Consider the following 14442-nt stretch of genomic DNA (forward strand, 5'->3'; position numbering starts at 1 on the left):
GTCCCGATAGCTATCGGGAGGTGCAAAAGATCTAGTGTACAAAAGGAATAGCTTCTAAACAAAAAACGAGACCACTTCATTAAAGAAGCAATCTCGTTCATCAACTCAAGTAAGGGAAATTATCCGTGAGCGGCTACAGAAACGTCAGCCCATTCTTCCCAGGTGGCTAATTTTTGTTCATAGTTTTGTTTGGCAAATGGCAAAGCAACTTTTCCTAAGAATAGACGTAGAGGAGGATTCTCAGCTTCGACTAGTTTAATGATAGCCGGAACCGTAGCACTTGTTTTTCCAAAGGTATCAGGATCATGCCCTTCTGCAATGGCTTTTTTGAGTCCGTCATAAGCGTCGATGCTTTCGCTATTGAATCCGTTACCCCAAATATCAGTAACATATCCGTTTGGCTCCACCAATGTAACATTGATTCCGAATTGTTTTACTTCTGAAGCCAGTGTTTCAGTAAGACCTTCAACGGCAAATTTAGATGCATTGTAAAGTCCCACGATTGGTAAAGTAGCAATACCCAAAATAGAGGAAACCTGAATAATGTGACCACTTTGTTGATTTCTCATAATTGGCAGGACGGCTTGTGTTAACCAAAGCGTTCCAAAGAAATTGGTTTCGAATTGTGCTCTGGCTTCCTGTTCGCTGGCTTCTTCTACAGCACCATGGAGGGCATAACCCGCATTGTTGATCAGTATATCAATTTTCCCGAAATGCTGTCTTACTTTTTCTACTACGGCAAACGATTCCTCACGATTGTTTACATCGAGTTTCAAAGGCAAAATGGCATCGCCGTATTTTGCTTTTAAGTCGGTTAGGGAATCGATATTTCGGGCTGTTGCAGCAACCTGATAACCTTTTTCTAAAAATGCTTCTGTCCAGGCTTTTCCAAATCCTTTTGATGCCCCTGAAATTAAAATTGTTTTTGACATGTTTTCTAATTGTTAATTGTTAATGATGAGTTGTAAATTGTAAATGGGTTATGAATTATGAGTTAGTTTTACGATTCTTTTTATGATTTTATTGTTTTTTCTAAGTATTGATATTGATTTTTGCTATTGTTATTTCAATTTAAAAATGACCAATCGGTCATTTTTTTGACAAAAAAAATTAGAGGCTGTTTTCGGCTATTATATTTTTGAGGGTTTTAGCAATGATTTTCATTTTATCGTTTTTGCCTGACATTCTTGAAATGAGATGACCACCTTCCATCATGGCAAACATGATTAGCGCAAATTCTTCAGCATTCCAGTTTGGCTTAAATTCTCCGTTGGCAATTCCTTTGTTGACGATGCTGGTCAACAATTGTTGATTATCGTTACAGCCTTTATTAATTTTCTCTTTTACAATAGGGTTGGTGTCGTCAGCTTCGGTTCCGAAATTCAATAACGGACACCCGCCAGTTAAAGGCGGATTCACGGCATTACTAAAGAAATCAATATAAGCAAACAATTCTTCTTTTGCTGTTTTGCCTTTACTGATTTCAGAAACCAGTTTGTCTCCCAACATTTTCATATTATAATCAACCGCAGCAAAAGCGAGAACTTCTTTATTTTCGAAATGAACATACATGCTGCCTTTTGACAATTTGGTAGCTTCCATAATATCACTCATGGCCGTTGCTGCTATCCCTTTTGTATTAAAAATAGGTGCTGCTTTTTCTATGATGAATTGTCTGGTTTCTTCCCCCTTTGCCATGGTAACTATTCTTTAGTTTAATATTCTAAAAGAATTATAATGCAAATATATGACCGATTGGTCATATATTTGCATTTGTTAAGATTTTTTTAAGAATATATTTTTTAATATGAATGGAATTTCAATACCCAAATATGAACTTAACCCATATGAATACTGCGATTTACAGCAATTTGTTCAAGAAAAGTTTCATCATGAGAAACCACAATTAATGTACCCTGATACTCATTTAAAGCGTTAGTAAGTATTTGTATATTTTGTAAATCAAGATTATTAGTTGGTTCATCTAAAATAATAATATCAGGAGCTTCATTGGTTATTGTTAAACCGCAAAGCATTAAACGCATTCTTTCCCCACCGCTTAAATAACGGCAAGGCTTATCCCAATGAGACTGGGTAAACAAAAACCGATTCAGCCTCATCTTTATATCGTGCTCTTCTAAACCTGAGTTGTTGCTTTGCTGCGCTTGTTGGTAAACCGTTATGTCATTATTGAGCAATGAATAATCCTGATCAATATAAATCATTTCGCAATCCGTTATTTTAAGTCTTCCTTTTTTTGGTTTTAACTCTTCTAAAATTAGTTTTATAAAAGTCGTTTTTCCGGAGCCGTTATTTCCTTTTACAGCAATTCTTTCTCCACTTATAATCTGAAAGTTAACATCAGTCTTCCAAAGCGATACTTCATTATGATTATAGTTAATTGATTCGGCTGTCACAAGAATTTTTCCTTTGTACAATTTGGAATCGCTCAGGCCAAATTTCATTTTCTCCAGACTTGAAACTTCGTTACGCAATTCACGCAATTCCTGTGAGATACCGCCAATTTTTTCAGCGTGTACGCTTTTTGTTTTTGAAGTACTGTTTTCGGCCTTATTCTTCAAAGTATTCATCATGATACGGGCGACTCCGGCTTTTTCCTGCTTCTTTTTTCCTTTTGCATCAGACTTTTGCTGTCTTTCTAAGGTTTCCCGTTGTTTTTCTTTGGCTTTTTGAAGCAATTTTTCCTTCGAATGAATATCTTGTGCTAATGCCTCTCTTTCAATATTCTTTTGTTCCCGGTAAAAATCATAATTACCTCCGTACGTTTTGATTCCGCCTGAATTTAATTCACAGGTAACAGGAAGTAAATTTAATAGTTTTCGGTCGTGACTTACAATGAGTAGTGTACCTGACGAAGCTTTTATAAAGTCATATAATAATTTTCTTCCCTGAACATCCAAATGATTGCTTGGTTCATCGAGCAATATAAGCTTTGGCTGATGAATCAGGATGCCAGCCAGAAAAACTTTTGTTTTTTCACCGCCACTTAAAGATTCCAGCTTTTGAGTTAATTTTAAATCATTTAAACCCCAATATTTCAAGGCTTCATTGCAGCGTTCCTCAATAGTCCAGTCGTCATTGAGCAGATTCAGGTTTGTTTCATTGACGTTACCTTCCAGAATTTCATGCAGTGCAGTAAGTTTTACATCAATCTGTAAAGCTTCTGAGATTGTCAAATTATTGTATTGCCCAAAAATCTGTGGAATATAATAGGGCTGAGTATCGATTTCGAGCATTCCGCCTGACGGAAATAATTCTTTTGCAATAATTTTTAGCAATGTAGATTTTCCGGAACCGTTATGACCAACTAAGGCTATTTTGTTTCCGGTATTTATAGTTAAATTGATGTCGCTAAACAACAATTCTTTATTAGAATGTGTATATGAAATGTTTTGCAGAATAAGCATAATCCCTTTCTTAAGCATTAATAAAATAGCAAAAACCAAAGTCTGGCTTGCTGTCTTTATATCTGAAAGAAATTATTTATTCACATTTACGGAGTATTTTTTTTGAAAGTACAAATATAGGAATGTTTTCATATTATGCCAAAATCAAAAAATGAAGCCTGAGAAAATTATTTTTTCATCAATACTGATTTTCTCGTTTCTATGCTAGATTTTTCATTAGTCCTTGAAGAAGTTGATCTGGTATCACTTTTTTTCGAAGATGTTCTGGCACTTACTTCGACGTTAGCTTTATGATTTGAAATATTCATAGTTGCTTATTTAAATTTCACTTTACAAATCTAAAGCCAATGAAAAACAATTAGTTATACCTTTATTAATTTTAGTTACATTATTATTACATATTAAATAATGTGCGTTTCATTATTGTTACGAAACAGTTTCTAAGATGCTTTTTAGAACGATATCAAATAACAATCCGCATTTTAGTGGCCTGTAATTTTTTTGTAAATTAGGAAGCCGAAATTTCGGCTTAAAAACCGGATGGCTATTTAATCTAAAAAATCAGACTTTAATATGATACAACTAACTGTAAACGGCAAAACCGAAAATCTTGATGTAAGTCCGGAAATGCCACTTCTTTGGGCAATCCGTGATACTTTGGGGCTTACCGGAACAAAATTCGGCTGCGGCGTCGCACAATGTGGAGCCTGTGTAGTTCATCTGGATGGGGAAGCAGTTCGATCCTGTGTTACAAAAATGAGCCGTGCAAAAGGTAAAAATGTAGTCACTATAGAAGGATTATCTGAAAACAACGATCATCCGGCCCAAAAAGCATGGCAGGAAATCGACGTTCCCCAATGCGGATATTGTCATTCAGGACAAATCATGTCTGCAGCAGTACTTCTTCGGGAAAACACAAATCCGACAGATCAGGATATAGACAATGCCATGGCCGGAAATATCTGCAGATGTGGTACTTATCCGCGAATTCGTAAAGCCATACATCTGGCTTCAGAAATACAAAAGAAAAACAAAATCTGACAGATAAAGCAGCAAATAAAAAACTATGTCAACAAAAATTAAATTTACATTCATAGCTCTGGTACTTTTCTCAGGTATTGGACTCGCATTTGCCGTTTCGTTTCATCAGACAACGGAAAAAGAATATGTTACTATTACTCCGATAAAAAAAGATAGTGTAGCATCTGTTGCGGCATTTAAACAGGTTTATAAAGTATTGATGAGTCCGCGTTGTGTTAATTGTCATCCAAAAGGAGATATTCCGCTTCAGGGCGATAACAGTGTTGTACACAGCATGCAGCCTAAACGAGGCAAAGACGGGAAAGGTGTTTATGCTATGAAATGTGCTAATTGCCATCAGCCATCAAACAGCCCCGGACTGCATACACCGCCAGGAAACCCCGAATGGCATTTACCGCCTGCTGATATGAAAATGGTATTTGAGGGAAAAACTGCTCACGAATTAGCCAAACAATTGGTAAACCCAAAACTTAACGGCCATAAAGACCTGCAACAACTTATAGCGCATGCAGATGACGGCCTGGTTAAAGCAGGCTGGAACATGGGAAAAGGAAGAACCGCCCCGCCTTTAACTCATGCTCAATTTAAAAAAGCATGGATTACATGGCTGAAAACGGGTGCTTATGCTCCTGCAAAATAACATTATCTTAATTTAATGATTATCCAATGACTCAAAATAACAACATAGATAATACAAGACGAAATTTCCTGAAACTTACCGGATTAGGAGGTGCTGCTTTGTGTCTTGGTATTTACTTTCCTGCAAATGGCTCACCAGTACTGGTTCGTCCTTCTGAACTAAGCGACTCAGAAATCGAATTATGTCCCTGGATTATTATCAATCCTTCTGGAAAAGTAACCATTGTAAACCACAGGGCAGAAATGGGGCAGGGCTCTTTTCAGTCGGTACCGCAAATTGTAGCTGAAGAACTTGAAGTTGACATGAAAGATATCAACGTAATTTTTGCCATTGGTAACGAAAAAAAATATGGCGGACAAATTACGGGGGGAAGCTCAACGATTCGTTCCGCTTATAAAAAACTGCTAAAATTAAGTGCGAGCGCCCGTGAAATGCTTATTTCAGCTGCAGCGACAAAATGGAATGCTCCCATTACTGACTGCTATGCAGAATCGGGACAGGTAATTCACAAACCATCAGGAAAAAAATTACATTATGGTAAACTTGCTGAAGCAGCTTCAAAACTGGAAGCCCCAAAAGAACCAAAATTAAAGAAAATCTCTGAATACAAACTAATTAGAAAACCGCTCAAAAGAATTGATACACCGCTTAAAACCAATGGTGAATTAATTTTTGGACTTGACAAGAGAATCCCCGGAATGTTAGTTGCCTCGGTAGAGCGCGATCCTCGTTATCTTGGAAAAGTCAAAAGTTTTGATGCAGCCGGTGCTTTAAAAATTCCAGGAGTAAAGAAGGTTTTTAAAGTTAAAATGGGATATTATGAATATATGCGCGAAGGTGTTGCTGTAGTTGCAGATTCAACCTGGGCGGCCCTTGAGGGCAGAAAACAATTAAAAGTAGAGTGGGATAGCAGTGGTTTCAAACACTGGAGCACGCCGGAGATATTCGAAACCCAGAATAATCTTCTCAAAACAGAAGAAGGCATGATACTCAAAACGCAGGGAAATCCAACCGAAGTATTATCCAAAACAGATAAGAAATTAGACGTTGTTTATCAAACTCCCTATCAGTCACACGTTGCGATGGAGCCTGTAAATTGTATTGCACATCACAAGGGAGATTCGATTGAAATCTGGGGCCCTATACAAGCTCCGGGATGGGTTCAGGATTATGTTAGTAAACAATTTAAAATAGACAAAGAAAAAGTTATTGTTAATATGACTTTTCTTGGTGGTGGTTTTGGACGCAAAGCCATGAATGATTATCCGTATGAGGCTGTAGCAGTTTCAAAAGAATTAGGCGGACCCGTTCAGGTTGTCTGGACACGTGAGGATGACGCTACTTTAGGGCCATTTCGCCCGGGAATTTCCTATCGATGTGAAGGAACTATTTCTAATGGAAAAATGGATGCATTAAAATTCAGAATGGCGGGTCAAAATAATGGTCACTGGAGCGGAGCCCCAAAGGATAAACCCAATGGAAGCACCAGTGAAGGATTTTTAAAACCATACTATGAAAGTGTCAAAAACGTAAGCTTTTCAGATGTTCTTTTTGAAACTACTATTCCTACGAGTTTCTGGAGATCAGTTTACGCTTCTACAAACGGATTTGCATATGAAAGCTTTATTGATGAAATGGCGCACGAAGCAGGAAAAGATCCTTTAGAATTCCGTCGTGAACATTTAAAGGAAGAGCGCTGCCAAAAAGTAATTGATAAAATGGAAGAAGTTTCCGGCTGGAAAAAACGTGGGAAAAATGAAGGATATGGCGTGGCTATTACAGAATGTTTCAACTCAACGGTAGGGCAGGTTGTAAAAGTTTCTAAAAATCCGGATGGCGGAGTTAAAATTGATAAAGTCTGGGCTGTCATGGATTGTGGCTGGTATGTAAATCCGGATATAATTGAGGCACAGATTGAAGGTTCTATTATTATGGGGTTAGGCGCTGCAACAACACATCAAATTACATTTAAGAACAACATTGTTGAACAGCATAATTTTTATGATTATCCGATGCCCCGTATTAATGAAATTCCTTCGATAGAAGTACACATCATAGAGAATGAAGAAGATGCAGGAGGAGTGGGTGAACCCGCACTGCCGCCTTTTGCGCCGGCACTAACCAATGCTATATTTGACTTGACAGGAAAACGAATCAGAACTTTACCTTTTAGTCTTGGAACTGTTTAATCAAACCAGTAAACATCCACATGCTTAGCGAAAAATTATTTCAAAAGATGATTAAACGATGATGCACGAATTATTAAAATTAAAAGAATCGTACATTTTAGCTCAGAAAGTCGGTCTTAAAGCTGTCATGGCAACAGTTGTCGCCATTGAAGGTTCCTCTTACAGAAGACCGGGCGTTCGTATGCTGATTTTTGAAAACAATACAATGGTTGGGGCTGTAAGCGGAGGCTGTGTTGAAAATGAAATCCTCAAACAATCCCAGTCTGTGTTTTTAAATAATAAAACAAAGATGATGGTTTATGATGGAAGGTACCGGCTCGGATGCGAAGGTGTCCTTTATATTCTTTTGGAACCTTTTTCTCCAGACATAGCTGCTCTGAATGCTTTTGAGACTGTTGTAAAGAAGAGACAAACTCTGAAAATTGAATCTTTTTATACCAAAACTGAGGGAATTCAGCCAGGTATGGGTTCCGAATTTCATTTCGAAGGAAGAAACTTTGCTTTTTCCAATATCCAATTAGATAAAACCTTGCCTGTTTACACACAAATATTGAAACCCCGTTTTCATTTAATTATTATAGGGTCAGAACATGATGCTGTTCAGTTAGGTCATTTCGCCTTTTTAACAGGCTGGGAAGTTACAATTGTAGCATCCGTAAAAGATCCCAAGACAATAGCTAATTTTCCGGGAGCAAACCAGGTTTTACATTTGCTGCCTGAAGAAATTGGCTCACTTTCCATTGACAGCGAAACGGCAGTTATTTTAATGACACATAGTTATTCAACCGATTTAAAGTTTCTTATCGGATTAAAAAATAAAAATCCTGCATATCTTGGACTTCTTGGCCCGGTTAAGAGAAGAAATCAATTATTAAACGAATTTTTTGAATACGCTGATACTTATAATGAAGAACTGATTGATGTTATTCATGGACCATCAGGTATTAGCATTGGAGCAGAAACCCCTCAGGAAATCGCAATTAGTATTATTGCCGAAATACTTTCAGTAGTGCGAAAAGAGGAGCCAATATCCCTAAAGTATAAAGTTAATGCTATTCATTCGTAAATTACAACAGGAAAGTAGTGAATCAAATTGCCATAGTAATATTAGCGGCAGGCAATGCCAAAAGAATGGGAGAATCCAAGCAGTTACTTCCCTGGAGAGATTCGACGTTATTAGGCAGTGTAATTGAAAATGCTTTTTCTGCTGCTGCAGATGAAATTTTCGTAGTTTTGGGTGCGTACAGAAATGAAATTCAGGAAAAAATAGACTTGTCACAAACCATTATACTTGTTAATAAAAACTGGCAAAAGGGACTGGGTAGTTCTATAGCGTTGGCAACTGCAGTAATAGATGAAAAATATCAGGATATCGATGCTGTTTTGTTTGTATTGGCAGATCAGCCTTTTATTAGTCATTCTCATTTAAATGCAATAATAGAACTTTATAATAAAGAGAAAGAAGCCATTATTATAACCCGAAAAGATGATTACAGGGGAGTTCCTGTTCTGTTTCCAAGAAAATTCTTTTCAGAACTTATATTATTATCCAATGATGAAGGAGCTAAACAAATCATCAACAGCAATAAAAATCAGATCAGGGAAGTTGTAACTCATGATGACATAACCGATATAGACACGTTGGAGTCGTATATTGCATTATCCCATAAAACTAAGTGACACAATTGAAAGACTTAAAGCGTTAATTTTAAACAAACGTAAAAAGTATTAGACTTCTAAATATATCGCAATTTCTCTTCTTCAATATCTAAATAATGCATCTGTCTTCTAATAATTGATTCGTCTAAAGTTTGGTCCTCTTTGTTTCTATTTACCAGCCATTGTCTTTGCTTGTGCAATAAATCAAGATAAATAACTTTAAGATCGGTGCCAATGGATTCATCATCAATTCCATTGCTGTGTTGTTCCCATTTCAGAATAAGATGCTGCAACTGAGCATGATTTTCTACCTGATCGTTATAATTAGTTTTTAAATAATGTATAGCATATTGCGCTAATTCTTGTCTTAACTGATTATAAGCTTCATCACGCGGTATTGGATCGTAGATATCAGTAAGCTTAATTTTTTTAATAAAATAAGGTAATGTTAAACCCTGAATCAACAAAGTCAAAAGAATGACAATAAAAGTGATAAACAAAATAAGGTTTCGTTGCGGAAAACCATTTCCGTTGTTCAGGTAAACGGGTATTGATAACGCAGCTGCCAGGGAAACAACACCTCTCATTCCGGTCCATCCCAGTATAAATGGGGTTTTTATACCTGGATTCCTTCTATCAGCAACAGTAATAAAGTTGCGTGCTATTAATGTTACAACGACAGCCCCATATGAGGAAAGCATCCGACTCACAATCAAAACCAGTGTTATCACAACACCATAACCAATTGCTGATGGAAGGCTGACTTCTTCAAGACCTTTGGTAATTTGAGGCAAATCTAATCCGATGAGCATAAAAACGAATCCGTTTAGTATAAAGCAGAAACTTTCCCAAACATTTAAGCCTTGCAGACGGGATTTACTGCTAAGAAAATGGTGCCTGTTATTAGACAAAAGCAAACCTCCGCTTACAACCGCTAAAACACCCGAAGAATGTACTTCTTCAGCTGCCAGATATATGATGTAAGGTGTAAGTAAAGATAAAACGATATCAACATTAGCATCAGTAGGCAAATATTTATGAGCCTTCATAAAAAGCCATCCAATCAACAGACCAATTGATACGCCGCCAATAATCATCCAGCTAAAATTGGCAGCAGCTTTAGAAAATATAAATTGTTCCGTTGCCACAGCAATCATAGCGAATCTAAAAATTATCAGGGATGAGGCATCATTCAATAAACTTTCTCCTTCTAAAATAGATGAAATAGCTTTTGGCACTTTAACGAATTTCAAGATTGCTCCAGCACTAACAGCATCTGGAGGAGATACAATTCCGCCCAAAACAAAACCTAATGCCAATGAAAATCCCGGAATAATATAATTGGCAACTAAAGCAACTGAAAGTGCAGACAGAAATACAACTACAAAAGCAAAACTTGTAATAATTCTCCTCCATCTCCACATTTCTTTCCAGGAAACAGTCCAGGCGGCTTCATATAATAACGGTGGTAAAAAAATAAAGAATATCAGTTCAGGTTCGATGTTTATAACAGGCACACCGGGAATAAAACTAATTACCAATCCGGCTAATACCAATAAGACAGGGTAGGCCACTTTAATTTTATTTGCCAACATAATCAGCAATAAAATAATGATTAATATGCCTAAATAAAAAGGGAAATTTTCAAGCATTTTCTTTTTTAGTTTATGAGAGGAAATTTAATGAATTATTGATTTATCATCAAAAAAAAAAAAACATTCTTTAGCAAAATTAATCAATTTTGACAGAAAGTGCTATTAGAAGTTCGTCTGCTACTCTTTTGATTAAAATCATTTGAAGAAATACAAACAAAGTAGTTATTAATTGACCATAAGAAAACTTCTACCACATTTGTCGTCAATCAAATAAGCAGATTGAAAATTTCATTACATCAAATTATTCTAAATGCGTTTTGATGCTTATTCTTGGTTACAATTGGTTTTTCTTTTTTGTGTTTTAAATCAGCAATACTTTTCTTAGAATTTTCAGGGATAGGAATATAGATATTAAACGCAACTCCTTTGTTTAGAATACCTTCAGCAACTATAATTCCATTGTGGTTCTCTACAATCTTCTTTACTATTGCCAGACCAATTCCTGTTCCGGAATATTCTTCAGTGTGATGGAGTCTTTGAAATATCACGAAGATATTTTGATTGTATTGGGCATCAAAACCAATTCCATTATCTGTAAAGCTAAGATTCCAATAATCACATATTTGCGGACTGTTTGGTAGATTTAGCAGTCTAAATTCATCATTTTTAAGTATAACGGATTGTATGGTAATATTTGGTGGAACATCAGGAGTGGAGAATTTTAATGAATTGCTTATTAGGTTGTAAATAAGTTGGCGAAATTGAAAAGGTATTATGTTTACAGCTACTAATTCATTTATTTTAAAAATGGCTTTTTTTTGAATAATTGTATCTATAAGTTCTGATTTTACATCTTCAATAATATCCTGTAAATCGCTCACTTCATATTGGTGATCAATAGCACTGACTCTTGAAAAATTCATTAAGTCTTCAATAAGCTGTCTCATTCTTGTCGCTGCAACATGTATACGTTTCAAATTATTCTTTCCGGCTTCAGTCATGGTTTTCATTTCTTTTTCCATAATAATTGAAATGAAAACCTGAATTTTCCGGAGTGGTTCCTGAAGATCATGACTTGATATAAAATTAAACGCAAGCAATTCTTTATTTGCATTTAACAGTTCAATGGCTCTTTTTTCTTTTTCAGCATTTTGAAATTCCAGCTCCTGATTTGCTGTTAGCAGTGCTTTAGTTTGTATTTTTAATTTTTCGAGCAAATCTTCTTTTTCATGCAGTTCTTCGGCTTCTTTCATTGCACGACTTATTTTTTGCAGTAAGGATGAAAAATTGTTTTTAGAAACATAATCTGTTACTCCTTCTTTGATAAGCATTACTGCATTTTCTTCGCCAATTGTGCCGGAAATTATTATAAAAGGTATGTTAAGATTTCTGTCTTTTATTATTTTAAATGCGGAAACGGCATCAAATGAGGGTAGGGAGTAGTCTGACAAAATAATATCCGGTAAAAAATTATCAAGAGATTCTTCAAATATTTTTTTTGATTCAACTATTTTTGAAACAAAAGATAACCCTGATTTTATTAAATGACGAACTAATAAATCCGCATCAGCAGTATTGTCTTCTAATATCAATATTTTAATATCTTTTTTTATTTGATATGGTACCATAACTTTAATATTAAAATAATTATTTATTTAAAATCCTACAGAGCTGGTTGACTAAGGATCATCCAATACATTCCTATTTCTTTTATAGAATTGAAAAAATTATTACTGTCAACTGGTTTCACTATATAGCTATTAGCGCCAAGACTGTAACATTTTTCTATATCCGGATCTTCCTGTGAAGAGGTAAGTATAACCACTGGAATCGACTTGAGTTCATCATCACTTTTAACTTTTTCAAGTACTTGTATTCCGGACATCTTTGGCATTTTTAAATCTAAAAGAATAAGTTTTGGATGTGATTTTGGATTTCTGTCTGAATAAATTCCCCGGCAGTATATAAAATCAAGAGCTTCAGCTCCATCTTTTACATGTAAAAGTTTATTTGTAAAGCCGCTTTTGTTTAATGCCCTAATGGTAAGCATAGCATCTTCCATACTGTCTTCTGCAAATAAAATTTCAATATCGTCGTAATTCATTTTTTATATTTAATTGTTAATATTCGGCAGGCTGAAATAAAATTTTGCACCTGCATCTAATGTTGATTCTGCCCACACTGTTCCGTAATGACGGTTTACTATTTTTTGTACAATAGCCAAACCAATACCCGTTCCCGCAAATTCTTCCTGAGAATGCAGACGCTGGAAAACGCCAAACAACTTATCGTAATAAGCCATATCAAATCCTGAACCCCAGTCTTTTATACTATAGATTATTTTATCGTTTTGGGATGTGGAAGTGATTTTAATTCGGGTTTCAGATTTATATTTTGAGTATTTTATCGCATTCGAAATTAAATTAACCCAAACTTGTTTGATTAATGATGCATCACCATTTGCCTGAGCAAGCTCCTCAATTTCAAATATTGGAATATTTTCGTCCTTTTCGATAATTACTTCGTTGATGACTCCCTGTATTAATGCTTCCATATTAATATTCGCAGAAGATACTTGTTTACGTCCTAATTTACTGAAAGCAAGTAAATCATCTATAAGGACTCCCATTTTGTTTGAATTTCGTATGATTGCCTGAAGTATTGTTTTTCCATCATCATCAATTGAGTATGTATAATCTTCTGTCAGAATTTGAGCATATCCATTGATTGCCCGAATTGGGGCACGCAGATCATGAGATACAGAGTAGGAGAATGATTCAAGTTCTTCCTGGGCCTTTTTTAATTCATCATTAGCTAAAGTCAGTTCCGTACTTCGTTTTTCCTGATAAGCCAATTCCCGATTCTTAACTATTAACTCGGCGGCTCGTTGTTGCTTCTCAATTTTTCTTTTTTCTTTTAGAATGTTTTCAGCAGCCAATTTTTTATTTGCGATAATTAATTCGGCAGCACGTTTTTCTTTTTCTTTACTCTGAAAGGCTAATTCTTTATTGGCTATAATTAGTTCCTTTGCCCTTTGTTCTTTTTGTTCATTTTGAAATTTAAGTTCTTTGTTGGCTATAATTAATTCAGCTGCACGTTTTTCTTTTTGCTCATTCTGAAATTTTAATTCTTTATTGGCTATAACTAATTCCGCAGCACGTTTTTCTTTTTCTTTATTCTGAAAGGCCAGTTCTTTATTAGCGACAATTAACTCAGATGCCCGTTTTTCTTTTTCCTGTGCCTGTACTGCCAACTGCAAAAATTGTGTTTTTGCAAGCGTAATATCTGTAGCTATTTTTAAAATTTTGAAGGGTTTGCCTGAGACATCCAAAATTGGATTATAGGTCCCAAAAAGCCATATGAATTTACCACTTTTGGATACACGTATAAATTCATCTTTTTGATAGATACCTTTTCTTAAATTATCCCAAAACAATTGATAGGCAGTAGATTCTGAATATGAAGTGTCAACTAAAATGTGATGATGTTTTCCAATCAAATCCATCTCATTGTACCCCATAATATCAAGAAAATTTTTATTAGCATTTAAGATATTGCCTTCAAGATCGAACTCAATTGATGCATTTGAAGTATTAATGGCATTAGCATGATTGCTTATTTGTTGTTCTTTAGCTTTTAGCTGCTGTTTGAGGCTTTGGATTTCTGCTGTTTGAATTTCATTATTCTTAATTGCAGACGGGTTATTTACCAGAAGAATTTCGGAATTGAAATTTTCTTTTTCAGTGAGCTGAGTTTCTACTGAGGAAAGGTTAGTTTCCTTACATACATTTTTTTCTTTAATTTTCATATAAAACGAAGGTATATTTAGAAAAATAATGGCAGTAATTTGCTGGAAAAGCACCTATATTTTAGTAATTATTAGAACGATT

The 14442-nt window shown here is 35.4% G+C and carries 12 protein-coding genes; 5 read left to right on the forward strand and 7 right to left on the reverse strand.

The genetic code is table 11. The features are described 5' to 3' along the window. Nucleotides 1-119 precede the first annotated feature (119 nt). The 3 genes from DMB68_RS06350 to abc-f form a co-directional block, all read right to left on the reverse strand. Nucleotides 120-932, reverse strand: coding sequence for an SDR family NAD(P)-dependent oxidoreductase (locus tag DMB68_RS06350; RefSeq protein ID WP_110345779.1), 813 nt, complete (start codon nt 930-932; stop codon nt 120-122). A 178-nt stretch (nt 933-1110) separates the two neighbouring features. Then, complete coding sequence (locus tag DMB68_RS06355) at nt 1111-1698, reverse strand: TetR/AcrR family transcriptional regulator (RefSeq protein WP_110345780.1); 588 nt, start codon at nt 1696-1698, stop codon at nt 1111-1113. A gap of 140 nt (nt 1699-1838) precedes the next feature. Next, entirely contained in the window at nt 1839-3428 is a 1590-nt protein-coding gene (abc-f, locus tag DMB68_RS06360) for a ribosomal protection-like ABC-F family protein (protein WP_110345781.1), read from the reverse strand. A gap of 573 nt (nt 3429-4001) precedes the next feature. Here abc-f and DMB68_RS06365 point away from each other — a divergent pair. Genes DMB68_RS06365 through DMB68_RS06385 form a run of 5 tightly spaced genes read left to right on the forward strand, consistent with a single transcriptional unit; the run spans nt 4002 to nt 8978 of the window. After that, on the forward strand, nt 4002-4469 hold the full coding sequence (locus DMB68_RS06365) for a (2Fe-2S)-binding protein (RefSeq protein WP_110345782.1): 468 nt from the start codon (nt 4002-4004) through the stop codon (nt 4467-4469). Between the two features lie 25 nt (nt 4470-4494). Continuing rightward, a complete protein-coding gene (locus tag DMB68_RS06370; RefSeq protein ID WP_110345783.1) occupies nt 4495-5109 on the forward strand; it encodes a hypothetical protein in 615 nt (204 codons plus the stop codon). A gap of 26 nt (nt 5110-5135) precedes the next feature. Continuing rightward, nucleotides 5136-7298 carry a xanthine dehydrogenase family protein molybdopterin-binding subunit gene (locus DMB68_RS06375; RefSeq protein WP_110345784.1) on the forward strand — a complete coding sequence of 721 codons (2163 nt, stop codon included), beginning with the start codon at nt 5136-5138 and terminating at the stop codon, nt 7296-7298. Between the two features lie 58 nt (nt 7299-7356). Continuing rightward, nucleotides 7357-8364, forward strand: a complete 1008-nt coding sequence (locus tag DMB68_RS06380; RefSeq protein ID WP_110345785.1) for an XdhC family protein — start codon at nt 7357-7359, stop codon at nt 8362-8364. Between the two features lie 17 nt (nt 8365-8381). Continuing rightward, nucleotides 8382-8978 carry a nucleotidyltransferase family protein gene (locus DMB68_RS06385; RefSeq protein WP_124019394.1) on the forward strand — a complete coding sequence of 199 codons (597 nt, stop codon included), beginning with the start codon at nt 8382-8384 and terminating at the stop codon, nt 8976-8978. A gap of 56 nt (nt 8979-9034) precedes the next feature. Here the strand turns inward: DMB68_RS06385 and DMB68_RS06390 are convergent, their stop codons facing one another. From DMB68_RS06390 to DMB68_RS06405, 4 genes are all read right to left on the reverse strand, one after another. After that, a complete protein-coding gene (locus DMB68_RS06390; protein ID WP_110345787.1) occupies nt 9035-10609 on the reverse strand; it encodes a Na+/H+ antiporter in 1575 nt (524 codons plus the stop codon). Nucleotides 10610-10848: 239 nt separating this feature from the next. After that, entirely contained in the window at nt 10849-12180 is a 1332-nt protein-coding gene (locus DMB68_RS06395; protein WP_110345788.1) for a hybrid sensor histidine kinase/response regulator, read from the reverse strand. 35 nt (nt 12181-12215) lie between these two features. Next, on the reverse strand, nt 12216-12656 hold the full coding sequence (locus DMB68_RS06400) for a response regulator (RefSeq protein ID WP_110345789.1): 441 nt from the start codon (nt 12654-12656) through the stop codon (nt 12216-12218). A gap of 9 nt (nt 12657-12665) precedes the next feature. Next, nucleotides 12666-14360 (reverse strand): PAS domain-containing sensor histidine kinase, encoded by a 1695-nt coding sequence (locus DMB68_RS06405; protein WP_110345790.1) that lies wholly within the window; start codon nt 14358-14360, stop codon nt 12666-12668. Between the last annotated feature and the right edge of the window lie 82 nt (nt 14361-14442).

Origin of the sequence: Flavobacterium hydrophilum, from assembly GCF_003202405.1 — a bacterium.
Lineage (GTDB): Bacteria > Bacteroidota > Bacteroidia > Flavobacteriales > Flavobacteriaceae > Flavobacterium > Flavobacterium hydrophilum.

Excerpts from the sequence above, each read along its gene's own strand:
- DMB68_RS06350 (WP_110345779.1), bottom strand. The coding sequence starts at position 932 with ATGTCAAAAACAATTTTAATTTCAGGGGCATCAAAAGGATTTGGAAAA.
- DMB68_RS06355 (WP_110345780.1), bottom strand. The coding sequence starts at position 1,698 with ATGGCAAAGGGGGAAGAAACCAGACAATTCATCATAGAAAAAGCAGCA.
- abc-f (WP_110345781.1), bottom strand. The coding sequence starts at position 3,428 with ATGCTTATTCTGCAAAACATTTCATATACACATTCTAATAAAGAATTG.
- DMB68_RS06365 (WP_110345782.1), top strand. The coding sequence starts at position 4,002 with ATGATACAACTAACTGTAAACGGCAAAACCGAAAATCTTGATGTAAGT.
- DMB68_RS06370 (WP_110345783.1), top strand. The coding sequence starts at position 4,495 with ATGTCAACAAAAATTAAATTTACATTCATAGCTCTGGTACTTTTCTCA.
- DMB68_RS06375 (WP_110345784.1), top strand. The coding sequence starts at position 5,136 with ATGACTCAAAATAACAACATAGATAATACAAGACGAAATTTCCTGAAA.
- DMB68_RS06380 (WP_110345785.1), top strand. The coding sequence starts at position 7,357 with ATGATGCACGAATTATTAAAATTAAAAGAATCGTACATTTTAGCTCAG.
- DMB68_RS06390 (WP_110345787.1), bottom strand. The coding sequence starts at position 10,609 with ATGCTTGAAAATTTCCCTTTTTATTTAGGCATATTAATCATTATTTTA.
- DMB68_RS06395 (WP_110345788.1), bottom strand. The coding sequence starts at position 12,180 with ATGGTACCATATCAAATAAAAAAAGATATTAAAATATTGATATTAGAA.
- DMB68_RS06400 (WP_110345789.1), bottom strand. The coding sequence starts at position 12,656 with ATGAATTACGACGATATTGAAATTTTATTTGCAGAAGACAGTATGGAA.
- DMB68_RS06405 (WP_110345790.1), bottom strand. The coding sequence starts at position 14,360 with ATGAAAATTAAAGAAAAAAATGTATGTAAGGAAACTAACCTTTCCTCA.